The sequence below is a fragment of the Nonomuraea sp. 3N208 genome (assembly GCF_052245935.1).
Lineage (GTDB): Bacteria > Actinomycetota > Actinomycetes > Streptosporangiales > Streptosporangiaceae > Nonomuraea.
In genome coordinates this window covers 1-23,493 of record NZ_JBQQBR010000014.1, presented here as the reverse complement: position 1 = coordinate 23,493, position 23,493 = coordinate 1, and the positions used below count along the sequence as shown (strand labels likewise).

Below are 23,493 nucleotides of genomic sequence, written 5' to 3'. Positions count from 1 at the left end.
GCGGGGTCGAGCCCGTCCAGGACCAGCTCCTCGTCCTGCCCGTGCGGCGAGGCGGCGCGGCGCGGTCAGCCGGTTCCCGTGCCCCGCCGATAGATGTCACGCGCCGCGGACCGGCGGGCCGGTGTAGGAGGCGCGCAGGCGGAGGAGGGTGCCGCGCTCGTACTCCTCCATCGCGTGCGCCAGCCAGCCCGCCACCCTGGCCACCGCGAAGATGGCCTCGCCCGCGCCGCTCACCATGCCGCTCACGGCGGCGAGGATGGCCAGGGCGAAGTCGACGTTGCGTTCGGGGAGGCGGCGTCTGCGCATCTCCTCCAGCACGGCCGTGCCCGCGGCGATCCGCTCGTGGCCCGGGGCAGCCTCTTTGACCAGGTCGAGGAGGAGGCCGCCGCGGCCGTCGCCGTTCTTGTAGATGCTGTGGCCGAACCCCGGGATGCGCTCGCCGCGCCGTACCCGCTCCGCGATCGCCCGCGCGGCCTGGCCGGGCTCGACGATCTCGGCGAGCAGGCGCTCGGCGCCGTACGACGCGCCGCCGTGCAACGGGCCGCCCAGCACGCCGAGTCCTGTCAGGACCACGGCGTACGGGTCGGCTTTCGCCGAGGCGGCGACCCTGGCGGCCAGCGTCGAGGCGGCCAGTTCGTGGTCGGCGAGCAGCACCAGCGCGGCCTTCACCGCGTCGAGCAGGGCCGGCGGGGCGGGGTGTGGGCACAGGCGGGACCACAGCCGCTCGGCGATCGAGTCCCCCTGCGGCTCGCTGAGTTCGGGCAGGGCGTCGACCAGGCCGGCGATCAAGCGGCGGCCCGTGCCGGCGACGGAGGCGGGGTCGAGCTGGTAGCGGAGGGAGTCGGACGCGCCGAGGACTGTGGTGATCACTTGGAGGCGGTCGAGGGGCAGGAGGTCGTCCGGCAGTCCCCGCTGGGCGGTGACGGCGGCCCGCAAGGCCCCGGGCTCACACCGCCACGCCACCACACCGGCATCAGGCCTCACCGCCTCCGAGCCCGTGTCGGCGCCTCCTGAGCCGGCGCGCTCCATCCCCGAGCCGAGTCCGCGGGGCGCAGCAGACTGGGATCGGCGCGCGCCGTGCAGCACGCCGGGGTCGCCGGTCCAGAGCCATTCGGCGACCGTTTCGAAGCCGCTCGTCGTGGCCAGCTCCAGCGCGTCGATCCCGCGGTAGTAGGGCCGGTCGACGCCGAGCGAGGTCACGGCCGACTCGATCACGAGCTCTGGCGGCTGGCTGCGTGGCCGTCCACGCCGGGCGAGCCGTTCGATCTCCTCGGCGGAGAAGAGGCTGCGCCGCCCGTCGTCACCGTGCCGCCGCTGCAGCACTCCCCTGCTCACGTACGCGTACAGCGTGGCGGGCTTGACGCCGAGCCGTTCCGCCGCCGTGGCCGCGTCGATCCACTCCACCCCTGCCTCCATGTTGATAAAAATCAATATTGATCCATGTTGAGTGCCCATGTCAACGTGGGGGCATGCCAAAGGTTCATTTCCTCGACGTGACCAACCGGGATGGCGTGCAGACCGCGCGCACCGGCCTGTCGAAGTTCGGCAAAACCATGGTCAACTTCTATCTGGCCAGACTGGGAGTGGCGCAGTCCGAGATCGGTTTCCCGTTCCTCTTCCACGAGGTCCCGTACGTGAAGGCGCAGCTGGCGCTGGCCGAGGCGGGCGCGTTCGGCGAGCTGCGGCTGTCCGGCTGGTGCCGGGGCGTGCCGCAGGACGTGGAGCAGGCCGCGCCACTTGGGCTGAAGCACTACAACCTGTCCATCTCGACGTCCGACTACATGATCCAGAACAAGTTCCGCGGCCGCCTGGATCGGGACGCGATCATCAGGGAGATGACGGCCGCGGTCCGCGTGGCCAAGGACGCGGGCGCGCTGACCGTGGGGGTGAATGCCGAGGACGGCTCACGTACCGATGACGGGTTCCTGCTGGAGTTCGCGCTGGCGGCCAAGCAGGCGGGCGCCGACCGGGTGCGGTACTGCGACACGATCGGCGGCGACACGCCCGACAGGATCCGCGAGCGCTTCGCCAAGCTGGCCTCGGCCACCGCGCTGCCGGTCGAGACGCACTGCCACAACGACCTGGGCATGGCCGTGGCCAACTCGGTGTCGGGCGCGCTCGGCGATCTCGACGCCGGGCAGGACGCGTGGATCAACACGTGCGTGAACGGCATCGGCGAACGTTCCGGCAACGCCGACCTGCTGTCCACCATCCTGGCCTTCGAGCACGGCTTCGGGCTGAACGCCGAGATCGGTGACGCGCTCGACCTGTCATGGGCGCGCCGCTTCGGGTTGTGGGCGAGTTACGCTTTCGGGCAGCCGCTGCCGTACAACCAGGTGGGGGTGGGGCGTAATGCGTTCGCCCACGAGTCGGGCATCCACGCCGACGGGGCGCTGAAGGATCACGGCAACTACGAGCTGTACGACGAGGCGACGCTGGGCCCGTTCCCCGAGGACTGGCATACGCGGAGCGGGCGGGTCGTGCTGACCGGCGAGTACGGCGGGAAGGCCGGGTTCCGGCACGTCATGGACGGGCTCGGGATCGACGAGATCGCGAACGAGGACTTGGCGTTCCGGCTGGTCCAGCTCTGCAACGCGATGACCGGCAGACCGCTCACCGACGACGAGCTGCGCCTGATCGCGACGTATCCACGCGAGCTGTCCCTGCTCTTCCCCGGCTACGAAGGCGGCTGAGGTCGCCGGCCTCGGCCCGCTGCACGAGCGCATCGACGCCGGCGTCAGCGTCGATGCGCCGGAGACCATGGCCTATGGCGAGCACGCCTTCAACCGCGGCCGAGGTTGGCGACGAGCAAGCGGAGCAGGTGTTTGACGGTGGTGTGCTGCTCGGGGGTCAGGCCCATGGCGTCACCGATGGCGAGCGGCACGGTGCGCGCTCGTTCGCGAAGGCGCGTGCCCGCCTCGGTGAGGATGATGGCCACCGAGCGCTCGTCGTCGGCGCGTCGTTCGCGGCGGATCAGGTTGCCGGCTTCGAGGCGCTTGAGAAGGGGGGACAGTGTGCTGGACTCCAACTGGAGTGCGGCGCCCAGCTCCCGCACCGAGACCGAGCCCTGCTCCCACAGCACGAGCATGACCAGATATTGAGGATAGGTCAGCCCGAGCTCCTCCAGCAGGGGCCGGTATCGCGCGGTGACCGAGCGCGAGGCGGCGTAGAGGGCGAAGCAGAGCTGGTCGTCCAGCAGGAGCGAGCCCTCCTGGAGGCTGTCGTTCGGAGCCGAGTCCACCCGTCCCTCCCTGGCGCATGCGATCGATGACGATGTCACCCTAGCCGACCGAGGCGTACACGACCAAGTCGTACCCAATTAAGTTGTGCACGACTTAGTTGCGCGCTACTGTTCTGAGGTGTCACCCACCCCGACGCCCACATCACAAGGAGCGCGCCATGTCCGAACAGGCCATCCGTCCCGTGCTGGAGCCGGCTGCCGCCGCGTTCGCCGAAGCCACCGCCAACCCGCCATACCTGTTCGACCTCGGACCGGCCGAGGGCCGCAAGGTGGTGGACGAGGTGCAGTCCGGCGACATCGCCAAGCCCGAGGTCGCCGAGGAGTGGGTGACCGTCCAGGGCGGTCCCACGGGCTCCGTCCAGGCCCGCATCGTCCGGCCCGCCGACGCCGACGGCCCGCTGCCCGTGATCATCTACATCCACGGCGCCGGCTGGGTGTTCGGCAACGCGCACACTCACGACCGGTTGGTGCGCGAGCTGGCGGTCGGCGCCCGGGCCGCCGTCGTCTTCCCCGAGTACGATCTGTCCCCCGAGGCCCGCTACCCGATCGCCATCGAGCAGAACTACACGGTCGCCCGCTGGATCGTCACCGACGGCGCCGCCCATCGCCTGGACGCCACCCGCATCGCCGTGGCCGGCGACTCCGTGGGCGGCAACATGTCCGCAGCGCTCACCCTCATGGCCAAGGAACGCGGCGACGTTCCGCTGGTGCAGCAGGTGCTGTTCTACCCGGTCACCGACGCGAGTTTCGACACCGGCTCCTACCACCAGTTCGCCACCGGCTACTTCCTGCGCCGCGACGCCATGCAGTGGTTCTGGGACCAGTACACCAACGATCCCGCCCAGCGCGCCGAGATCACCGCCTCCCCGCTGCGGGCCTCTCTTGACGACCTCGCCGACCTGCCACCGGCCCTGGTCATCACCGCTGAGGCCGACGTACTCCGCGACGAAGGCGAGGCGTACGCCAACAAGCTGCGCCAGGCCGGTGTCCCCGTCACGGCCGCCCGCTACCAGGGCATCATCCACGACTTCGTCATGCTCAACGCCCTGCGCGAAACCCACGCCGCCGGCGCCGCCATCAACCAGGCCATCAGCGCACTGCGCACCGCCCTCGGCACCGCATGATCCGGGCCGCCTGTGCGGAACCCCGGTTCTGACGGGGTCCGCACCGGCGCGCACCGCCGCAGTCCTCCTGGGCGGACTAGAGCGCTCCGCCGCAGCCTTCCGTGAGGCCCTTGGCCGGGTTGGTGCCGGTGTTCTTCTTCGGGGTCTTCTTCGGGGTCGAGCTGGACGGAGTGCTCGGCGAGGCGGTGGCGGCGAGAGGCGGCTTCGTGGCGGACGAATCGCGGATGGCCTTGGTCGCGATGGTGCGGATCTTCTCCCAGTCCGGGTAGCCGGTGTTGATCAGCGGCGGCACGAACTGCACGCTCGTCACCTTCGCGTTCTTGACCTTCAGCGCGAGCGGCACCAGTTGCGTGAGCATCGAGCGCGGGATGTCGGTCCTGATCAGCTCTTTGGTGGCCAGCGCGATCTTGTTGAACCTGGTCAGCACCGTCCCCGGATCCGCCTGGCCGAGCAGCGCCCCCAGCACGCAGCGCTGGCGCCGCATCCGGGTGTAGTCGTCGCTGTTGGTGCGCGAGCGGGCGTACCACATGGCGTCGGCGCCCTTCAGCTTGCGCGTGCCGGCCTTGACCAGGCCCTCGTTGTACTTGCCGAAGACGACGTCCGTCTCAACGGTGAGCGTGACGCCGCCGATGGCGTCGATGAGGCGGGCGAAGCCCCACATGTTGACCAGGGCGTACCAGTCGACCTTGACGCCGAGGGTGTAGCCGATCGTGTCCATCAGGACCTTGGGGCCCTGGCGCTGCTTGCCGCCGAAGATCTCCGGGTGCGCGTCGGCGTACTCCCAGACACTGTTGAGCAGGTCGCTGCGCCCGCCGGCGGCGTCGGGCGGCAGCCGGAAGCCGTTGGGGAACCGCACGGCCATCGGCGTGCCCGGCCGGAACCGCACGTTCTCCAGGTTGCGCGGCAGGCTGAACAGCACGGTGTTGCCGGTCTTCACGTCCACGCTGGCCAGGTTCATGCTGTCGGTCCGCACACCGACCCGATGATCGTCGGCGTCGCCGCCGAGGAGCAGGATGTTGACCCGCTGCCGCCCCGCCCACGGGTCCTCGGGCTTCGGCTGGGCCACGGCCGGCGACTCGCCGTCGGACGGGTTCTCCTGGAAGATGTCGTTGAGCGTCTGCTGCGAGGTCCACACGAACTGCCCGAGCCACCCGAACGGCACCATCACCACGACCGCGAGCAGCCCGGCCACCGTGCCGCTGACGATCTGCCCGGTCTGCGGCAGCCGCCCAGGCCCCAGCACCATGAACGAGTGCACGATCAGCCCGAACCAGGCCAGCCCGAGGACCCCGGCGCCGATGATGATCGCGGTCAGCCGGGAGTTGTCGACCAGCGAGCCCGCGAGGACGTCGAGGTCGTTCATCAGCAACACCGCGAGCAGCGCCAGCAACCCCGCGGCGTAGCAGGAGATCAGGACGAGGCCGGTCTTGCGCCAGCCCGCGCGCAGGTGAGCCGCCCCCGGCACCACTGCCGCGAGCACCAGCCAGCCGAGGAGCTCGCCGGCACTCGCCGGTCCCTTCGCCTGCTGCACGCCATCCCCGTTTCCCCAAGTGCCCACCCTAGGCATGAATCGAGTCGGCAGCCTACGCATGGAATACGAAATATGTCTTTATCGGAGAGTGAACATCAGAAACCGAATAAAATTCGGGCATGCCCTTCTCTGAGATCGAGTACGGCGTGGCCGATCGCGTCGCCACCATTACATTGAACCGCCCTGATCGCCTCAACGCGTTCACCTTTGCGATGCGCGGCGAGTTGCTCGAGGCGTTCGACCTCGCCGACGCCGACGACGAGGTGCGCGCGGTGGTGGTCACGGGCGCAGGCCGGGCCTTCTGTGCGGGGGCCGATCTCGGCGGGGGCGGCGACACGTTCGCGCGTGTGGACGGCGCCTCTCGGAAGCCCGCCGAGCTCGTGGACGGATCCCCGCGGGACGGCGGTGGCACGGTGGCGCTCAGGGTCGCCCGATCGCTCAAGCCGGTGATCGGCGCGATCAACGGTCCCGCGGTGGGCGTGGGGGTCACGATGACGCTGCCGATGGACGTCCGGCTCGCCTCGGAGACGGCGCGGTTCGGGTTCGTGTTCGCCCGGCGGGGCATCGTGACCGAGGCCGCGTCGAGCTGGTTCCTGCCCAGGATCGTCGGCATCGCCCAGGCCATGGAATGGGCCGCCACCGAGCGGGTCTTCCCGGCCGCCGAGGCGCTCGAGGGGCGGCTGGTCTCGCGGCTCTACCCTGCCGAGGAGTTGCTCCCGGCGGCGTACGCGCTGGCCAGGGAGATCGCGGACAACACCTCCGCCGTCTCCGTGGCCGCCATTCGCCGGCTCATGTGGTCCGGCCTGTCGGCGGCCTCGCCGTGGGAGGCGCACGCGGCAGACTCCCGGCTCATGGCCGAGCTGGGCGGCGCGCCGGACACCGTGGAGGGTGTGACAGCATTCCTGGAGAAGCGGAAGGCCGACTTCCCGATGAAGGTGAGCCAGGATCTGCCGTCAGGTGTGCCGTTCTGGCCGGAAAATCCTTATCGTGGCTAACATGTACGAGATCACCACGCTGCGACTGCCGGACGACTTCGAGGGCGAGGTCGTCGCGACGCTGGTCTCCAGAGCTGCCGGATCCCGCAGGGCCGTGCTCTACCTGCACGGGTTCACCGACTACTTCTTCCAGGACCACCTGGCCGACTACTACGTCCAGCGCGGCATCGACTTCTACGCGCTCGACCTGCGCAAATACGGCCGCTCGTTGCTGCCGCACCAGACCAGGGGCCTGATCAGGAGCGTCACCGACTACTTCCCCGAGATCGACGAGGCCGTACGGATCATCAGGCAGGACCACGACGAGCTGACGATCAACGCGCACTCGACCGGCGGCCTGATCGCCCCGCTGTGGGCTGACCGGGTACGCGGCCGCGGCCTGGTGCAGGGTCTCGTGCTCAACAGCCCGTTCTTCGACTTGAACGTGGCCGCGCCGCTCCGCGTGGCCGCCGACCTGCTCAAGACGCCGCTGTCGTACACGCGCAGGGCGCTCCCGGTGGGGATCAGCACCGCGTACGGGGAGGCGCTGCACCGCGACCACCACGGCGAATGGAACTACGACCTGGAGCTCAAACCGCTGGGCGGGTTCACGGTGCACGCCATGTGGCTGGCCGCCATCCGCCGAGCCCAGCGGCGCCTGCACGCGGGTCTCGCGGTGGACGTGCCCGTCCTGGTGCTCTCCTCGACGTCGGGCCTGCGGGTACGCGACTTCGTCCCGGAGGCACGCTCGGCCGACGTCGTGCTGGACCCGCGGCAGATCGCCCGCTGGGCCACCTCCGTCGGGCCGCACGTCACGTGCGTACGCATCCAGGACGGCGTGCACGACCTGGTGCTGTCGGCCGAGCCGGTGCGCAAGCAGGTGTTCGCCGAGCTGGACCGCTGGATGAACGCCTTCGTCTACCAGGGGAAGGAGAACAATCCGTAGTAGGCCGCCGCCACCATCAGCAGCCCGGTGCCACCGAGCACGCCCGCGACCGCGACATGCTGCCAGCGACTCGGCTCCATGCCCTCGCGCAGCGCCGACACGAACGCCGCCACCGCCGTGACCTCCTGGATCAGCATGAGGACGGCCAGCAGCCGCACGACCAGCCACCCGGCCAGCACGGCCGGCCAGGCTCCCGCCTGGTTGATCGAGAACAGCACCAGCAGCATGATGAACGCCACCACCGACGCCAGCAGGCCCAGGCTCGTCCACGCGATCCTGACCAGCCGGCGCCTGATCGGCCGCCACAGGCGGGCGTTGCTCTCGACGGTCAGGTGACCGCGGCCGCGCAGGCGGACGAGGACGGCGGCGACCGGGCCGGCGACGTAGCCGACCGCGGCCAGGCAGATCGTCAGGCCCAGCATCGTGCCGCCCGCGTACCAGGGCGCCTCGGGCACGTCGCTGGCCTCGAACCGCTGCACAGGGGTGGCTCCCGCCATGTGCACCGCCGGCTTCGCGGTGGCGGGCAGGCCATTGATCCAGTTGGTGAGGGTCTCCAGGTAGCCCTTGGTGAACGGCCCGCCGTGGACCCGCATGGCGTGATCGCCCTTGGCCATGAACCGGATCGTGTAGTGGTCGTTGCCCGCCTTGTCCATGGCCGTGATGAGCGCCTTGGTGGACTCGACGAAGGGGATCGAGGGGTCGGTGGTGCCGTAGAACGCCAGGACCGGCTGCTTGATCTGGCTTAAAGCAGGCATCGCGTCGTAGCGCAGGAAGTTGAAGCCGACCCCGCCCATCGCCCTGGTCAGCAGGTCGCGCGCGCCGACCGGGGCACGCAGCCTGAGCAGCTGCTCGTTCAGCGCCCAGGCGACCTGACGCAGCGGGGAGACATTCGGCGAGGACACCAGCACCACGAACCCCACCGCCGTGCTCTTGGCCGCCGCGATCGGCACCACCCAGCCGCCCTCGCTGACGCCCCAGATCCCGACCCGCGTGGGGTCCACCTCGGGCAGCGTACGCAGGTACTCCACCATGCGCAGCGCGTCGTCGGCGAGCAGCCCGAAATCACGCTCGCGGAAGTTGTAGCCGATCGTGCGCTTGTCGAACGCGATCGTCACCACGCCCGCCTTGGCCAGGAACTCCGCCTGCGGCGTGAACTCGGTACGCGAGCCGTTGCCCGAGCCCGACACGAACACCATCGCCGGATGCCGCCCCGGCGTCTGCGGAACCCGCAGCGTGCCCTCCAGCCGCTGGTTCTCGGCGGGAAGCGAGATCTCCTGCCTGCGGACGTCGGCGACCGCCACCACCGGCCGCGCCTCACCGACCGGCTGCGGCGCGATCGCCTGGAAAGCTGGATCCACCTTGAGCGGCGGCGGGTCGAACGCGGGCGGCAACACGTAGCCGACCGTCGCAAGAGCCACCAGCACCAGACCGGCGGCTACGCTCAAGGTGCCACGGCCTGTGCGCATCGGCCTCCCCATGTGCGTTGTTTGCCCGCTCCGATCTTCCAGCCTACTCCTGGCTGGTGGGACCGCAGGGGCCGCTTTTGTCGGTGAGAACTGTTAGCTTCCTGCGACATGCGGATCCTGCACACCTCCGACTGGCATCTGGGGCGCACCTTCCATCGCGAGAGCCTGCTCGCCGGGCAGGCGGCGTTCGTCGATCACCTGGTGGAGACGGTGCGGGCCGAGCGGGTCGGCGTGGTGGCGGTCGCCGGCGACGTCTACGACCGTGCGTTGCCGCCGGTCGACGCGGTCGCCCTGCTGGACGAGGCGCTCGCCCGGCTGGTGTCGGCTGGGGCGCGGGTGGTGCTGATCAGCGGCAACCACGACTCGGCGCTGCGGCTGCGGTTCGGGTCGGCGTTGTTCGAGGCGGCAGGGGTGCACGTGCGGACCGCGCCGGATCTCGCCTGGGAGCCGGTGCTGGTGGACGGGGTGGCCTTCTACGGCATCCCCTACCTGGAGCCGGAGCTGGTCCGCGCGCCGTGGGAGCTGGCCGACCGCAGTCACACCGCGGCGATCACGTACGCGATGGACCGGATCAGGGCCGATGCCGCACGCCGTCGCGCGTCGGTGGTGCTGGCCCACTGCTTCGTCACCGGAGGGCAGGCCAGCGACAGCGAGCGGGACATCAGCGTCGGCGGGGTGGCCCACGTGCCGCTCGCGGCCTTCGACGGGGTGGACTACGTGGCGCTGGGGCACCTGCACGGGCGACAGCGCATGGCGGAGACCGTGCGTTACTCCGGGTCGCCGCTGGCCTACTCCTTCTCCGAGGCCGGGCAGGTCAAGGGGTCGTGGCTGGTGGAGCTGGGCTCTTCGGCCGAGTTCGTGCCGGCGCCGGTGCCCCGGCCCGTCGGGCGGCTGCGCGGGGAGCTGGAAGAGCTGCTGACAAACCCGAAATATGCCGACCTCGAAGGTCATTGGCTGCAGATCATCCTCACCGACGCCGTCCGCCCCAAATCCGCCATGGACCGGCTGCGCGCCCGCTTCCCCCACACGCTCGCCCTCTCCTTCGACCCGGTCGGCGCCGTGCCGTCGGCCCAGCCCGCACGTGTGAGCGGGCGGCCCGAGGCGGAGGTGGCGCTCGATTTCGTCAGGGAGGTCCGCGGCGAGCCTGCCGCATCTGAGGAGGAAGACCTGCTAAGACAGGCCATCGAGGCGTCGAGGGCGAAGGAGACGATGGCGTAGATGCGGCCGCACCGGCTCACGCTGACGGCGTTCGGGTCCTTCCCCGGCACCGAGACGGTCGATTTCGACGCCCTGGCCGAGGCCGGCCTCTTCCTCGTCCACGGACCCACCGGAGCGGGCAAGACCACGATCCTCGACGCGCTCTGCTTCGCCCTCTACGGGCAGGTCCCCGGCCAGCGCAACAGCGCCCGTAGCCTCCGCTGCGACCACGCCCCGCCGTCGGCCGGGCCGTCGGTCACCCTGGAGGTGTCGATCCGCGGCCGCTTACTCCGCATCCAGCGCTCGCCCTCCTGGCACCGGCCCAAGCTGCGGGGCACGGGGTTCACGGAGGAAAAGGCCAAGGTCGTCGTCTCGGAGCGGCACGGCTCCTCCTGGCACGGCCTGACGACCCGGCTGGACGAGGCGGGAGACCTGGTGGGCGGGCTGCTCGGCATGAACGCCGACCAGTTCTGGCAGGTGGCCATGCTGCCCCAGGGGGATTTCGCCAAGTTCCTGCGGGCGGACGGGGAGGAGCGGGCGAAGCTGCTGGAGCGGCTGTTCACGGTCAAGGTGTTCACGGCGGCGGAGTCGTGGCTGGCCGAGCAGCGCAAGCTGGCATGGCGTGCGGCCCAGGAGCTCCGGCAGCAGGTGGACTTCGCCATTCAGCGCGTGGAGGAGGCGGCGGGCGACGACCTCCGCGCGGCACTGACGCACCCGATCCCCGCTACGACGTCGCCCGCCCGGACCGTGTCCGCCCACGAGGTGTCCATGCAGGGGCGACCCGCCCTCTTCGGCCTGCCCGCTCTCCCCAAAGCAGCCGCCAGACCGGGAGCCGCCGTACCCGGACCCGCCGCACCGGGAGGCGCCCCTGCCGCCTCGAGCGCAGCCCGGTCGGAGATCGACGAACCGCCGACCCCCGACGCCGATCCGTTGCGGTGGGCCGGGGCGTTGCTCGACGCCGCGCGGGCCGTCGTGGTGCGGACGGCCCAGGAGCACGAGACGGCGGAGCGGGTGTCGCGTTCGGCACGCCTGCGTTTCGACCAGGCCGCCGCCCTCGCCGACCGGCAACGCCGCTACGCCGAGGCGCTCACCGCCCGCCGCACGCTCGACGAGCGCGCCGACGAACGAGCCGACCTACAGGCCATCCTCGACGACGCCTCCCGAGCGGATCGGGTGATCCCCCTCGTCACCGCGACCAGGCAACGCGAGGAGGCGGCCGCCAAGACCCGCACCATGGCCGCCGACGCCCTGTCCCGGGCCCGGCCTCTCCTGTCCGACGCCCTCACGGACCCCGACGCCGACCGGGTGGCAGGGGACCGCACTGCTCATGCCTCGGGCACACGAGCCCTCGGGGGGCCGTCAGCCGGGGAGCTGGCGGCGTTGGAGCGGCGGCGGCAGGCGGAGATCGCGCGGCTGTCGGAGCTGCTCACTGAGGAGGCCAGGCTCTCCGTCGTCCGGCGGGACCTGCTGCGCGTGGAGGCGGAGCTCGCCGAGCTGGTCGCCACCGACGACACTGTCGCGGCCCGGCTGGCCCTCCTGCCCGGGCTCATCGAGCAGGCCGAGGGCAGGCTGGCCCAGGCGCGGGCGGATGCCGCCGGGATCCCGGCCGTGCAGGCCGTACGCGACGCGGCGGCCGACCTGATCGAGGTCGACGCGGAGCTGGGCCGGCTGGCCGTCGAGCTCGACGCGCTGGCACAGCGCGAGGCCGAGGTCTCCGCCGCCGACGCCGAGCTCCCCGAACGCCTTGCCGACGCCGGCGCGGCCCTGGCGGAGGCACGCGCGCAGGCGGCGGCCATCCCGGCGGCCGCCGCGGACGTCGACGTCGCGAGGGCCGCGCTGGAGGCCACCCACCGCCGCGACGCCCTGGCCACCGAGCTGGACGCGACCGCCGCCGCGCACCAGGTGCTCGTCGACCACGCCCAGACGCTCCGGGAACGCTGGCTCGACCTGCGCCAGGCCCGCATCGACGGCATGGCGGCGGAGCTGGCCCGCGAGCTGGCCGACGGCAGCCCGTGTGCGGTCTGCGGGTCCGCGCACCACCCCGACCCCGCCTCGCCGACTCCCACCGCCCCGTCGGCCGACGATGAGCAGGCGGCGGAAGACGCGCACGAGGCAGCCCTGCGCGAGCGGGAGGCGGCCGAACGGGCCCTCGCCTCGCTGGAGTCCCGGCACGCCGCCGCGACGGAGGCCGCCGGCGACTTGGACCCCGAATCCGCCGAGGACGCCGTCCGGCGAGCCGAGGAGGAGCTGGAACGCCAGCAGGCGGCGGCCGACCGCGAGCCCGCCCTGGCCGCCGCGCTCGACCGGGTCGAAGCCGACCGGGAACGGGTCAGGGATCAGGCCCGGGAAATCGCCGAGGCCCTCGCCGCCCACCGCGCTCACCGCACCCGTCTGGAGACCGACCGCACCCGCCTCCACACCCGCCTCACCGCCGGTCTCGCGGAGACGCGCTCGGCCGTCGCGGGTGCGCTTCCGGCAGCGGAAATGGTCCAGGAGGGCGTCCCCGCTCATAGCGTTTCCGACGTGGCACGAGCCGCCGAGCCAGGCGATCCTGCGCCCGGGGCGTCGCATCCAGGTGCACCTGATCCGCGGGGCGGCGCTGAGGTTGCCAGGGGTGCCGAGGGCGTCGGTGCCGCTCAGCGTGCTGCTGACGCGGAGGGCGTCCCTGACAGCGCTGGCCAGTTGGATGGTGTGGTCGTGCTTGATGCGGCCGAGCGGGAGCTGCGCAGGCTGCGGGAGTCGGCGAGCCGGGAGCCGCGGCTGGCGGAGGAGGCGGCGCGGCTCGGCCGGGAGCGCTCGGAGCTGGAGGAGCAGGGCCGGAGGGTGGCGGCGCGGCTGGCGGCGTCCCGTACCAGACATGAGGAGCTGAGCGGTGACGCCGCGCGGCTCGGCGCCAGGCTGGACACCGCCCGCGGCGCCGACACGACGATCACGGCCCGCCTGTCCAGGCTCGGCGACGAGGCCGAGTTGCTGCGCGAGGCGCTGGAGGCGACGCAGGCAGCGGTGGCGGCCGCCGACGAACTGGACAGGGCCCGCCGGCAGGCTCAGAAAGCGGCGGTCGAAGCGGGGTTCGCGGACGTGCCGGACGCGCAGGCCGCGTACCGGAGCCAGGCCGAGCGCGAGGACAAAGCGGAGCGGCTGCGGCGGCTGGACGACGAGCACGCCGCCGTCACCAAGACGCTGGCCGATCCCGAGCTGGCCGCCGCCGCGGCCGAGCCCGTGCCCGATCTGGCGGCGATCGGCGCCGAGCGGGACGCGGCGGAGGTGGCGTACACGAGGCTGGCCAGCGCCCGCGACCGCGCTGCGGCCAGGGCGCGCCGCCTGGAGGAGCTGCACGGCGCGTTGACGGCGTGCGTCGAGCGGTGGCGCCCGGCGGCCGACCGGCACCGGCTGGCCGAGCGCATGGCCGCGCTGGCCGGCGGCACGTCCACCGACAACCAGTGGAACATGAGCCTGACTTCATACGTGCTGGGCGAGCGGCTGCGGCAGGTGGTGGACGCCGCGAACGAGCGCCTGGACCACATGTCGGCCGGCCGCTACCTGCTCCGGCACGACCTGCGCAAGACGGCAGGCTCGCGCGGCAGGTCGGGCGGCGGGCTCGGCCTGCGGGTGGCGGACGGCTGGACCGGCGTCGACCGCGATCCGGCGACGCTGTCGGGCGGCGAGAGCTTCATCACCTCCCTGGCCCTGGCACTGGGCCTGGCCGACGTGGTCACGGCGGAGGCGGGTGGCGCGGAGATCGGCACCCTGTTCGTGGACGAGGGTTTCGGCACGCTGGACGAGGACACGCTGGACGGCGTGCTCGACATCCTGGACGGCCTGCGCGACGGGGGCCGGGCCGTGGGCATCGTCAGCCACGTGGCCGAGCTGCGCTCCCGGATCACCGCCCAGCTCAAGGTCACCAAGACGCGCACGGGCTCCACGCTCGCCGCCATCGGAGTGGGGTAGCGGCGTCCCCGGCCGACCGCGCGGAGATCTACGCTTGACGGGTCGCTCACTGAAGGAGTCACCCATGCGCGTCGTCGTCACAGGAGCCCACGGCAAGGTCGGGCGTGCGGCCGTCAAGGCGTTGATGGAGGCCGGTCACGCGGTGACCGCCGTCGACCTCACCCGCCCGGTCTGGGAGCGGCCCGAGCCCGGCGAACCCTCCTACCTGCAGGCCGACCTGACCGATGCCGGGCAGGCGTTCGCCGTGGTACGCGGGGCCGAGGCGGTGGTGCACGCCGCCGCGCTCCCTGACCCGACCCACAACCCGCCACAGGTGGTGTTCCAGAACAACCTGATGTCGACGTTCAACCTGATCGAGGCGGCCGTGCGGTTCGGCGTGCCGCGGTTCGTGAACATCTCCAGCGAGACCGTCCCGGGGTTCTTCTTCCCCGAGCGGAAGTTCCTGCCCGACTACGCGCCGGTCGACGAGGATCACCCGATCCGGCCGCAGGACCCGTACGCGCTGGCCAAACACTTCGGCGAGCAGCTCATGGACGCCGCCGTCCGCCGCTCCGACATCAGGTGCATCTCGTTGCGGCCGAGCTGGGTCCAGCACGAGGGCAATTACGAGCGCAACCTCGGCCCGATGGTCCGCGACCCGTCGCTCGCCGGCGCGGGCCTGTGGAGCTACATCGACGCGTACGACCTCGCGGACGCCATCGTCCTGGCCGTCGAGTCACAGTTGCCCGGCCACGAGGTGTTCTACATCGCCTCGCCGGACAATGTGGGCGGGCACGACTTCGCCGCGACGTTGCGGCAGTACTTCGGCGACCAGATCGAGCTGCGGCCGCTCGGCCGGCCGGACGCGTCGGGCATCTCGTGCGCGAAGGCACACCGCCTGCTGGGCTGGAACCCGAAGCGGTCGTGGCGCGACTATCTGGACGAGGACGGGCGCACCCGTCAGCGGTGATAGCGCAGCCACACCAGGCCGTCGGGCGAGGGTGGACGAGCAGGATGACGTCGTCCACCAGCCAGTCCGCCAGGAGCGCGCTGATGAGCGTGCCGCCGCTGTCGACCCGCACCGCCCTTACGCCCACATGCGCCACCACCAGGTTTCTCGGCGAAAGGCTCGGCCTTTCAGGGGCGGGGGGTATAAGGCGGCCTTCTGCTGCAACGCGGACACCAATGCAGCATGCAACGTCGCGGCAGGACAGATCGCCAGGCACACAATTTCGAGCTTAGGAGGCGGAGGATGTCAAATACGGACGTTGCGCCACACACGCCACACACATGTCAAATGTGTGTGTAACTCGCGCTACTGTGCGCCACCAATACCGGAGAAGGCCTGATCAGCCGAGGGCGCCGATCAGGTCTGGAAGCATGGCCGGGTCGTGGAAGAGGGTGGCGCCCAGGCCCGTCAGTCGGGCTGGCGGGGTGAGGCCGCCGGCGTAGGCCAGGCAGCGCATGCCCGCGCTGACCGCGGCCATCACCCCGAACGGGCTGTCCTCCACCACCACGCACCGCTCCGCCGCCACTCCCATCGTGGCGGCCGCGTGCAGGAACAAGTCCGGCGCCGGCTTGCCCTCGGCCACGTCCTCGGCGCTGAACACCCGCCCAGCGAACCGCTCGGCCAGCCCCGTGACTTCCAGGCTGCGGCGGATCGTGGTGTGCCGGCCGTTGGAGGCCACGCAACTGGGCACGGTCAGCCGGTCGAGTGCCTCCTCGATGCCCTCGACGGTGCACAGCTCGGCCTTGATCGCGGCGGCGTACTCGGCGATCAGCCCCTCCCACCAGCCCGCCGGCGTCTCGCCGATCTGCTCGGCCCAGTACTCGTTGGTGCAGCCCACGAACCGCTCGGCGTACTCCGCCTCGTCGATCGTCCAGCCCAGGCGACGCAGCGCGGCCGTGCCCACGCGTACGGAGATGGGCTCGCTGTCCACGAGCACCCCGTCACAGTCGAAGATCACCAAATCGACAGCCAATCGTCGTTCCTTTCCGCGAGTGATCCTCTTTGCAACCTATCGGGACGCGGGGAGACATGTGACATTGCGCAGTTGATAGCGACAAGACGCTGTAGGCCGACACGGCCGGCTGCCGGAATCCGGCCGCCTCGCCGGCCTCGCAGCGCTATCGTGGTGGCCATTACACGGTGAACATGAACCGTGGCGCCCACGGCCGCGCCGATGCCCCTGGCAGGCGCGGCCGTACTTATGCGGCGGGAGCACTCTACGCCGGCATGACGGCGATCCGGCCCACGGGGACGCCGCCGCCCAGCACGTCCACGTGCTCGAACGCCGCGGCAGGTGTGACGTCGCAGCCCATCAGCCGCAGCACGCCCAGCGCGATGGCCGTCGTGGCTCGCGGGCTGCCGTCGATGACCTTCACCACCGCCGTGTGCCCCGACGCCAGCGCCGCCACCAGCACGCCCTCGGCGCCGCCCTTGACGAGAGCGCCCGGCAGGGCCCGCATCAGCTCGGTGTTCGGGTGGCCGGTGCCGCCGACGTACTCGGGGTGGGCGCGCATCGCGTCGGCGACCTGGCGCGGCGCGCTGCCCGGCGCGGCCAGCACCAGAGACTGCACGGCCCGCGCCAGCCCGGTCAGCGACAGCCCGAACAGCGGCGCGCCGCACCCGTCCACCGCCACGTGCGCGGCCTTCTCCCCCGCCAGTTCCTCGGTGACCGAACGCACTCGCAGCTGCAGGGGGTGCTCGGGCGACAGGTAGCCGGGCACGTCCCAATTGTTCGCGACGGAGGCGGCGAGCATGGCGGCGTGCTTGCCCGAGCAGTTCATTCGCTCGCGGGAGAAGCCGGCGCCCTGCCTGATCAGCTCGTGCATCGTCGGCTGGTCCTCCGGCCAGGACGGCGGGCAGCGCAGCGCCCCGGTGTCCAGGCCGTAGTCGGCGAGCACCTCCCGCACCACCCGTACGTGGAAGTCCTCGCCCGTGTGGCTGCCCGCCGCGATCGCGAGGCGCGGCCCCGCCAGCGCGCGAGCTCCGGCGCCCGCCGTGAGGCAGGCCAGCGCCTGGAACGGCTTGGCCGACGAGCGGGGCAGCACCGGCGCGTTCACCAGGCCCAGCGCCACCTCGGCCCGCCCCGACGGGTCGAGCCCGACGGCGCTGCCGTAGTGGACGCTCTCGACGAATCCCGAGCGGATCACCTCGGCCAGGACGGCGAGCTCAGGCACGTGCGGTTCTCCTTCTCCATGTGACGGGCTGGCGCGCCTCCAGCGTGCGGGCCAGCTTCGACAGCGACATGTTGACCACCAGATAGATCAGCGCCACGACCAGGTACGTCTGGATGAGCAGGCCGTTGTAGGCCGCCAGGACCTTGCCGCTGTAGAGCAGCTCGCCGTAGCTGACGACGAAGCCGAGCGAGGTGTCCTTGAGCAGCCCGACGGACTGGCTGACGAGTGACGGCAGCACCCTGCGGGCGGCCTGCGGCAACACGATCAGCCGCATCGTCTGGAGCCGCGTGAGGCCCACAGCCAGGCCCGCCTCGGTCTGGCCGCGCTCGATCGAGTTGACGCCGGCGCGGAAGATCTCCGCGTACGCGGCCGCGTTGGACACTGTCAGCGGCGCGACCAGCTTCCAGAACAGCGGCAGGTCCATCCCGTACCGCGGCAGCGCGAACAGCACCACGTACACCAGCAGCAATGCCGGGATCGTCCGGACCACCTCGACATAGGTGGCGGCCGGGCCGCGCACCCATGCCCGCGGTGACACCCGCCCCAGTGCGAGGACCAGCCCGAGCGCCATCGACAACGCCGCCGACACGACGGCCGCCAGGAACGTCGACCACAGCCCGTCCAGCAGGTACCGCCACATGGGCCAGGTCGCGTACGGCTGCCACCGGGCGGCGTCGAGCTGCCCGTTCGCCGCGAACTGCCGCACGGCCAGCGCGGCCAGCGCCAGGGCGGCCAGCGTGCCGAGCACGGTCGCCACTCGGATGCGCCGGCGCGCCTTGGGCCCCGGCTCGTCGAACAGAACAGTGCTCATCGGAGAATCACCAGCCGACGCTCCAGCCTGCCGGTGACGAAGCCGGCCGCGGCGGCGATCAGCCCGTACGCGATTCCCGCGCCAACGAAGATCGGGATGGGCTGGGCCTCGACGAGGTTCACGCGGTTGGCGGCGGCGGTCAGGTCGACGACTCCGACGGCCGCGGCCAGCGCGGTGTTCATGGTGGTGGCGATGAAGATGTTGCCGATCGGCTGTACCACCGTCCGCAGCGCCTGCGGCAGGACGACGTTCCGCAGCGACTGGCCGAAGGTCAGGCCGATCGCCCGCGCCGCCTCGCCCTGCCCCTTCGACACCGAGTTCACGCCCGAGCGCAGCGCCTCGCCGATGTAGGCGGCCTCGTACACGGCGATCACCACGACGGCGGTCACCATCAGGTCGGCCTGGATGCCGATCTCCGGCAGGCCGAAGACGGCCAGCACGAGCAGCACCAGCAGCGGCAGGTTCTGCAGCGTCTCGACGTACGCCGTGCCGAGGGCGCGCAGCACCCCCACCGGGCTGACGCGCAGCGCGCAGACCAGCACGCCCAGCACCGCCGCGCCCGCGAAGGACGCGGCGGTGAGCTGGAGCGTCACGATCAGCCCCTGCCACAGCTCGGGCAGGTGCTCGAGAAGGACTCCCATCAGGACCCCGGCACGGACCCGATCTGCGGCGGTGCCGGCGCATCGCCGGTCACGACGGTGCCGATGGACGTCTTCCAGATCTCCTGCCAGACGCCCGCGTCCTGCATCTTCTTGAGCCAGTCGTTGACGAACTTCTTCGCCTGGTCGTCGCCGTGCTTGAGCCCGATGCCGTACGGATCGGTGGTGAACGGCTTCGTCACGATCTCGATCGACGGATCCTTCTTGGCGTCGGCGATGAGGATCGTCTCGTCCTGCACGTACGCCACGCCCCGGTCCTGCTTGAGCGCCTGGATGCACTCGGGGTCGCTGCCGAACGTGATGATCTCGGCCTGCGGCGCCAGCTTCTTGATCGCCGGGATGGCCGGGGTGTTCGCGCCCGCGAGGACCTTCTTGCCGTTCAGGTCCTCCGGCTTGGTGATGCCCGTCGTGCCCTTCTTCACCGCGATCGTCAGACCGGAGGTGTAGTACGGGCCCGCGAACGCGACCTGCTTCGCCCGCTCCTCCGTGATCGTGTACGTCTGGAACACCACGTCGACGGTGCCGTTGGCGAGCAGCGCCTCCCTGGTCTCCGACGCCGAGTTGACGATCTTCACCTTGGGCTCGCCCAGGATGTACTTCGCCAGGGCCTTGCCCATCTGCGCGTCGAACCCTTCCACCTCGCCGGTGGCCGGATTCTGCTGCGACAGCAGGGGTGCGTCCAGCGAGCCGCCCACGAGGAGCTCGCCGCGCTGCTTGATCTTCTCCATGGTGGAGCCGGGCAGGATCTCGGCCGCCGTCGCGACGGGCGCCTTGGCCAGGACGTCGCTCTGGGGGGACGTGGCCCCGGGGACAGCGGGGCTGCTCGACTCACCGCAGGCCGACAGGACTAACAGGGAGACTGCGGCGGCAGCGACAAACCTCTTCATCTGGGCTGTAGCGCGGAGACCCGGTCCTTCAGCTTCAGGGCCGGGAGGAAGCGCCACCCCTCCTTTCGAAAACAGTATGGAAAACATCGGTAACAGAGGGTAATATATGCGGCGGGTGAGGCTCTGATGACAGGAGGTGCGCGATGGCGATCCGCCGCTCCGCCGCCAAGCGGAAAGGTCTGCCGTCGGTGGTACAGCTCCGGCTCTATCCCACCGCACGCGCTGCGGGCTGGGGTGCTGTCAACCAGCCGCACGCTACCGGCCTCCTCTCAGCCAGACGGGACCGTGAGAGCAAGCCACCAGCTTTCGCCGGTGGTAGTTGACGAACGGCCGCTTCCTTCGATTTCGAAGATAGTCCGGACCGTAGTGGGATATTTCGCAGCAAGTCAATACGTTGTCGGCGGAAGTCCTGCATGGTAGGTAGGTATCTCACGTCAAACGCTCCCCTGGCTTGAAGGTCGGGGCTTGTCCGCCGTGGACGGCTGTGCGTCGTCGGCGGGTGGGCGTTGTTTGACCAGCCCGAGCCATCACCGACAAGGAGGTGCATCCTTGATGGCTACGTTTCACGCAGGACAGAAGACCCACCGTGCCGTGCTTCCTCAGCGGCACGCTCTGGAACCTGTCTCAGCAGACAACCCCGGGAGCAGGGACGAAACGGGGGACAGGCGCGCGGCAAGCCGCGCACCCGGCGTGGGACATGGGCGAGGGGAGACCCACCGCACCGCACCGCGCGGGGGGCGTCACCCCGAGGCGTCAGGCGACGCTGAGGGAGGCCGCGGCATTCCCGCCGCACCCCAGTCACACCAACCGCGCGTGTTCGTGCTGGACAAGCACGGCGCGCCGCTTCAACCCACCCGCCCGGCGATGGCGCGCAAGCTGCTGGCCTCCGGCCGGGCGGTGATCCACCGGCACACCCCCCTGGTCATCCGGCTGAAAGACCGGGACGCCGACACCTGCGCGGTGCCCGGCGTCGAGGTCGGCGTCGACCCCGGCAGCAAGCACACCGGCCTGGCCGTCTTCCACGACGGCGACGGCACCCGGACCGGGCTGTTCGCGGTGCAGCTCGACCACCGGGGCGGGCGCATCCGCGACCGGCTGGCGGCGCGGGCCGCCTTGCGGCGGCGCCGCCGGGGCGCGAACCTGCGCTACCGGGCGCCGCGTTTCCTCAACCGAGACCGGCACGAGGGATGGCTGCCCCCGGCGCTGCGACACCGGGTGGAGACCACCATGAGCTGGGTGGACCGACTGGCCCGGTGGGCGCCGGTGCGGGCCGTGCACGTGGAGCGGGTGGCCTTCGACACCCATGCCATGTCCGCAGGCCGCCCGCTGGAAGGGGCCGAGTACCAGCAGGGCACCTTGTGCGGGTACGAGGTGCGCGAATACCTGCTGGAAAAGTGGGCCCGCACCTGCGCCTACTGCGGCACCAGCGGCGTGCCGCTGAACATCGACCACATCCATCCCCGCGCCCGCGGCGGCTCGGACCGGATCTCGAACCTGACCGTGGCCTGCATCGGCTGCAACCAGGCCAAGAACGCGCGCCCAGTACAGGAGTTCCTGGCAGGACGCCCGAAGGTGTTGGCGCGTGTGCTGGCTCAGGCCAAGGCGCCGCTCAGGGACGCGGCGGCCCTCAACGCGACCCGGCAAGCGCTGTGGCGGGCCCTGGCCGCGACGGGCTTGGCCGTGCACGCCGCCTCCGGCGGGCGGACTAAGTGGAACCGGTCGCGGACCGGCGCCGCCAAGTCGCACACTCTGGACGCCCTGCACGTCGGCGAGCTCGACGCCGTGACCAGCTGCCCGGCCGTCGTGCTGGTGGCCGCCTGCGCCGGTCGCGGCCGCTACGCCCGCACCCGCACCGACCGGTACGGGTTCCCCCGGCTACGGCTGCCCAGAGTCAAACAGATCCACGGGTTCGCCACCGGTGACCTGGTATCCGCCAGCGTGCCCTCCGGCAAAAATGCCGGGGTTCACACCGGCCGGGTCGCCGTCCGCTCCACCGGCAGCTTCAACATCACCACCGCTCGCGGCACCGTCCAGGGCATCGGCCATCGGCACGTCCGCCTGCTGCAACGCGGCGACGGTTACGCCTACCACCACCAAGCAGAAAGCGAAGGCGATGCGCCACCGTGACTGGTTCGACGGCGAGTCGCCTGGCGTCGAATCGCCGTCCCCTCCCTGCTGCGCATGAGTCTGTTTCCTCTACGGCCTGAAGGCCGGAATATCCACGGAGATTTCTGATGAATCAAAGGCTGCCCGTGCAGGGGGCACAGGGCGATCTGCTGCGACTCGTCGCCACCGGCAAGGCGGAGTCCCGCGCCGACCTGGCGCGCTTATCCGGCCTGGCCGCGTCGAGCGTGTCGCTGCGCGTGGAGGAGCTCATCGACGCGGGCCTGCTGGCCGAGGAGGGCTCCGGCGCCTCCCGGGGCGGCCGACGCCCGCGCCTGCTCCGCCTCTCCCCCACGGCCGGCGTGCTGGCCGTCGCCGACCTGGGCGCTCACCACGTACGCCTGGGTCTGCTCGACCTGAGCGGCACCCCGTTCCTGGTGGAGGAACGTGCATGCGAGATCGCCGACGGCCCGCGGACCACGCTCGACGGCATCGCCGACGCCTTCGACGAGCTGGTGGCGGCGCACGTACCGGCCGGAGTGCCGCTCCGCGGGGTCGGCACCGGCATTCCCGGCCCGGTGGACCCCGCCACCCGCCGCGTCGTCACCCCTTCCCGCATGCCCGGCTGGAACGACTTCCCCGTCGCCGACCACCTGGCCACCCGCTACGACCTGCCCATCCTCGTCGAGAACGACGCGAACCTGATGGCGGCCGGCGAGGCCCGCTGGTGGCCGGACCACGAGAATCTCATGGTCGTCAAGGCAGGCACCGGCATAGGTTGCGGCGTGATCGTCAACGGCCGCCTGCATCGCGGCCGCGGCGCGGCCGGCGACATCAGCCACGTCCGGGTCCGCTCCGACTCCTCCGTCATCTGCGCCTGCGGCCACCCGGACTGCCTGGAGGCGTACGCGAGCGGCGCCGCCCTGATGACGGCACTGTCGGAGGCCGGCATCGAGGTGACCCGCCCGGCCGACATCGTAGGTCTGGTGCACGACGCCGTCCCTGAGGCGACGAGCATGGTCCGCAACGCCGGCCGCCGCATAGGCGAGGTGCTGACGGTCCTGGTGAACTTCTTCAACCCGGACGTGGTGGCAGTGGGCGGCAGCCTGTCGGCGGCCGAACCCCTGATCACCTCGATCCGTGCCGCCGTCTGGGAACGCTGCCTCCCCCTGGCCACCAGAGACCTGGAAATCGCCCCAGCCAGAGCCGGCCGCGACGCCGCGTTGCTGGGAGCGGGCTCTCTCCTCCTAGAAGCCGCCCTGACTCCGCCCTAACTGCATGGCCCTCCGCATCGGGCGCTTCGCGCGATCGAGCTCCGGACAGACATCCCTGGAGCCGGAATGTCAAGCGGCGAGGTCGTGTTGCCGGTGTGACCATGCGGTTGCTTGGTCGTAGTGGGTGTGGGTTTTGAGGCATCCGTGGAGGATGCCGACGAGCCGGTTGC

General features: G+C 71.1%; 18 protein-coding genes. 9 read left to right on the top strand and 9 right to left on the bottom strand.

Annotation, left to right across the window (positions count from 1 at the left end):
* Positions 1 to 96 precede the first annotated feature (96 nt).
* Positions 97 to 1,404 (bottom strand): citrate synthase, encoded by a 1,308-nt coding sequence (locus ACTWPT_RS21960; RefSeq protein WP_443179300.1) that lies wholly within the window; start codon positions 1,402 to 1,404, stop codon positions 97 to 99.
* Positions 1,405 to 1,469: 65 nt separating this feature from the next.
* On the opposite strand from ACTWPT_RS21960, the gene ACTWPT_RS21955 reads away from it, so the two are divergent.
* Positions 1,470 to 2,693, top strand: a complete 1,224-nt coding sequence (locus ACTWPT_RS21955) for a LeuA family protein (protein ID WP_443179299.1) — start codon at positions 1,470 to 1,472, stop codon at positions 2,691 to 2,693.
* A gap of 89 nt (positions 2,694 to 2,782) precedes the next feature.
* Here the strand turns inward: ACTWPT_RS21955 and ACTWPT_RS21950 are convergent, their stop codons facing one another.
* Positions 2,783 to 3,241 carry a MarR family winged helix-turn-helix transcriptional regulator gene (locus ACTWPT_RS21950; RefSeq protein ID WP_443179298.1) on the bottom strand — a complete coding sequence of 153 codons (459 nt, stop codon included), beginning with the start codon at positions 3,239 to 3,241 and terminating at the stop codon, positions 2,783 to 2,785.
* Positions 3,242 to 3,399: 158 nt separating this feature from the next.
* Between ACTWPT_RS21950 and ACTWPT_RS21945 the strand changes: the two genes are divergently transcribed.
* On the top strand, positions 3,400 to 4,365 hold the full coding sequence (locus ACTWPT_RS21945; protein WP_443179297.1) for an alpha/beta hydrolase: 966 nt from the start codon (positions 3,400 to 3,402) through the stop codon (positions 4,363 to 4,365).
* Between the two features lie 76 nt (positions 4,366 to 4,441).
* Here the strand turns inward: ACTWPT_RS21945 and ACTWPT_RS21940 are convergent, their stop codons facing one another.
* On the bottom strand, positions 4,442 to 5,896 hold the full coding sequence (locus ACTWPT_RS21940; protein ID WP_443179296.1) for an LCP family protein: 1,455 nt from the start codon (positions 5,894 to 5,896) through the stop codon (positions 4,442 to 4,444).
* A 119-nt stretch (positions 5,897 to 6,015) separates the two neighbouring features.
* On the opposite strand from ACTWPT_RS21940, the gene ACTWPT_RS21935 reads away from it, so the two are divergent.
* Together ACTWPT_RS21935 and ACTWPT_RS21930 are read left to right on the top strand one after the other, a co-directional pair.
* Entirely contained in the window at positions 6,016 to 6,891 is an 876-nt protein-coding gene (locus tag ACTWPT_RS21935) for an enoyl-CoA hydratase-related protein (RefSeq protein WP_443179295.1), read from the top strand.
* Between the two features lies 1 nt (position 6,892).
* A complete protein-coding gene (locus ACTWPT_RS21930; RefSeq protein WP_443179294.1) occupies positions 6,893 to 7,816 on the top strand; it encodes an alpha/beta hydrolase in 924 nt (307 codons plus the stop codon).
* On the opposite strand, the gene ACTWPT_RS21925 is transcribed toward ACTWPT_RS21930, so the two are convergent.
* Complete coding sequence (locus tag ACTWPT_RS21925) at positions 7,789 to 9,282, bottom strand: alpha/beta hydrolase family protein (protein WP_443179293.1); 1,494 nt, start codon at positions 9,280 to 9,282, stop codon at positions 7,789 to 7,791. The two genes, ACTWPT_RS21930 and ACTWPT_RS21925, sit on opposite strands and share 28 nt — an antisense overlap.
* Positions 9,283 to 9,390: 108 nt before the next feature.
* Between ACTWPT_RS21925 and ACTWPT_RS21920 the strand changes: the two genes are divergently transcribed.
* The 3 genes from ACTWPT_RS21920 to ACTWPT_RS21910 all read left to right on the top strand — a co-directional run bounded on the left by ACTWPT_RS21920 (position 9,391) and on the right by ACTWPT_RS21910 (position 15,376).
* The gene (locus ACTWPT_RS21920) at positions 9,391 to 10,500 is read left to right on the top strand and encodes an exonuclease SbcCD subunit D (protein WP_443179292.1); all 1,110 of its coding nucleotides are present in this window, start codon (positions 9,391 to 9,393) and stop codon (positions 10,498 to 10,500) included.
* Positions 10,501 to 14,427: an AAA family ATPase gene (locus tag ACTWPT_RS21915; RefSeq protein ID WP_443179291.1), complete on the top strand. Its 3,927-nt coding sequence runs from the start codon at positions 10,501 to 10,503 to the stop codon at positions 14,425 to 14,427.
* 64 nt (positions 14,428 to 14,491) lie between these two features.
* Complete coding sequence (locus ACTWPT_RS21910; protein ID WP_443179290.1) at positions 14,492 to 15,376, top strand: NAD-dependent epimerase/dehydratase family protein; 885 nt, start codon at positions 14,492 to 14,494, stop codon at positions 15,374 to 15,376.
* 379 nt (positions 15,377 to 15,755) lie between these two features.
* Here the strand turns inward: ACTWPT_RS21910 and ACTWPT_RS21905 are convergent, their stop codons facing one another.
* The 5 genes from ACTWPT_RS21905 to ACTWPT_RS21885 all read right to left on the bottom strand — a co-directional run bounded on the left by ACTWPT_RS21905 (position 15,756) and on the right by ACTWPT_RS21885 (position 19,946).
* Entirely contained in the window at positions 15,756 to 16,388 is a 633-nt protein-coding gene (locus ACTWPT_RS21905) for an HAD family hydrolase (RefSeq protein ID WP_443179289.1), read from the bottom strand.
* Between the two features lie 244 nt (positions 16,389 to 16,632).
* Positions 16,633 to 17,589 (bottom strand): asparaginase, encoded by a 957-nt coding sequence (locus ACTWPT_RS21900; RefSeq protein ID WP_443179288.1) that lies wholly within the window; start codon positions 17,587 to 17,589, stop codon positions 16,633 to 16,635.
* Positions 17,582 to 18,400 carry an amino acid ABC transporter permease gene (locus ACTWPT_RS21895; RefSeq protein WP_443179287.1) on the bottom strand — a complete coding sequence of 273 codons (819 nt, stop codon included), beginning with the start codon at positions 18,398 to 18,400 and terminating at the stop codon, positions 17,582 to 17,584. The genes ACTWPT_RS21900 and ACTWPT_RS21895 overlap by 8 nt, the downstream gene beginning before the upstream one ends.
* Positions 18,397 to 19,041 carry an amino acid ABC transporter permease gene (locus ACTWPT_RS21890; RefSeq protein ID WP_443179286.1) on the bottom strand — a complete coding sequence of 215 codons (645 nt, stop codon included), beginning with the start codon at positions 19,039 to 19,041 and terminating at the stop codon, positions 18,397 to 18,399. Before ACTWPT_RS21890 ends, ACTWPT_RS21895 begins: the two co-directional genes overlap by 4 nt.
* Entirely contained in the window at positions 19,041 to 19,946 is a 906-nt protein-coding gene (locus tag ACTWPT_RS21885) for a glutamate ABC transporter substrate-binding protein (protein WP_443179285.1), read from the bottom strand. The genes ACTWPT_RS21890 and ACTWPT_RS21885 overlap by 1 nt, the downstream gene beginning before the upstream one ends.
* A gap of 813 nt (positions 19,947 to 20,759) precedes the next feature.
* Here ACTWPT_RS21885 and iscB point away from each other — a divergent pair.
* Together iscB and ACTWPT_RS21875 are read left to right on the top strand one after the other, a co-directional pair.
* Positions 20,760 to 22,073 (top strand): RNA-guided endonuclease IscB, encoded by a 1,314-nt coding sequence (gene iscB / locus ACTWPT_RS21880; RefSeq protein WP_443179284.1) that lies wholly within the window; start codon positions 20,760 to 20,762, stop codon positions 22,071 to 22,073.
* A gap of 107 nt (positions 22,074 to 22,180) precedes the next feature.
* Entirely contained in the window at positions 22,181 to 23,323 is a 1,143-nt protein-coding gene (locus ACTWPT_RS21875; protein ID WP_443179283.1) for an ROK family transcriptional regulator, read from the top strand.
* The last annotated feature ends 170 nt before the right edge of the window (positions 23,324 to 23,493 follow it).

Coding starts and splice junctions, on each gene's coding strand:
- ACTWPT_RS21955 (WP_443179299.1), top strand. CDS start 1,470: ATGCCAAAGGTTCATTTCCTCGACGTGACCAACCGGGATGGCGTGCAG.
- ACTWPT_RS21925 (WP_443179293.1), bottom strand. CDS start 9,282: ATGCGCACAGGCCGTGGCACCTTGAGCGTAGCCGCCGGTCTGGTGCTG.
- ACTWPT_RS21920 (WP_443179292.1), top strand. CDS start 9,391: ATGCGGATCCTGCACACCTCCGACTGGCATCTGGGGCGCACCTTCCAT.
- ACTWPT_RS21875 (WP_443179283.1), top strand. CDS start 22,181: ATGAATCAAAGGCTGCCCGTGCAGGGGGCACAGGGCGATCTGCTGCGA.
- ACTWPT_RS21930 (WP_443179294.1), top strand. CDS start 6,893: ATGTACGAGATCACCACGCTGCGACTGCCGGACGACTTCGAGGGCGAG.
- ACTWPT_RS21890 (WP_443179286.1), bottom strand. CDS start 19,041: ATGGGAGTCCTTCTCGAGCACCTGCCCGAGCTGTGGCAGGGGCTGATC.
- ACTWPT_RS21935 (WP_443179295.1), top strand. CDS start 6,016: ATGCCCTTCTCTGAGATCGAGTACGGCGTGGCCGATCGCGTCGCCACC.
- ACTWPT_RS21895 (WP_443179287.1), bottom strand. CDS start 18,400: ATGAGCACTGTTCTGTTCGACGAGCCGGGGCCCAAGGCGCGCCGGCGC.
- ACTWPT_RS21885 (WP_443179285.1), bottom strand. CDS start 19,946: ATGAAGAGGTTTGTCGCTGCCGCCGCAGTCTCCCTGTTAGTCCTGTCG.
- ACTWPT_RS21915 (WP_443179291.1), top strand. CDS start 10,501: ATGCGGCCGCACCGGCTCACGCTGACGGCGTTCGGGTCCTTCCCCGGC.
- ACTWPT_RS21945 (WP_443179297.1), top strand. CDS start 3,400: ATGTCCGAACAGGCCATCCGTCCCGTGCTGGAGCCGGCTGCCGCCGCG.
- ACTWPT_RS21910 (WP_443179290.1), top strand. CDS start 14,492: ATGCGCGTCGTCGTCACAGGAGCCCACGGCAAGGTCGGGCGTGCGGCC.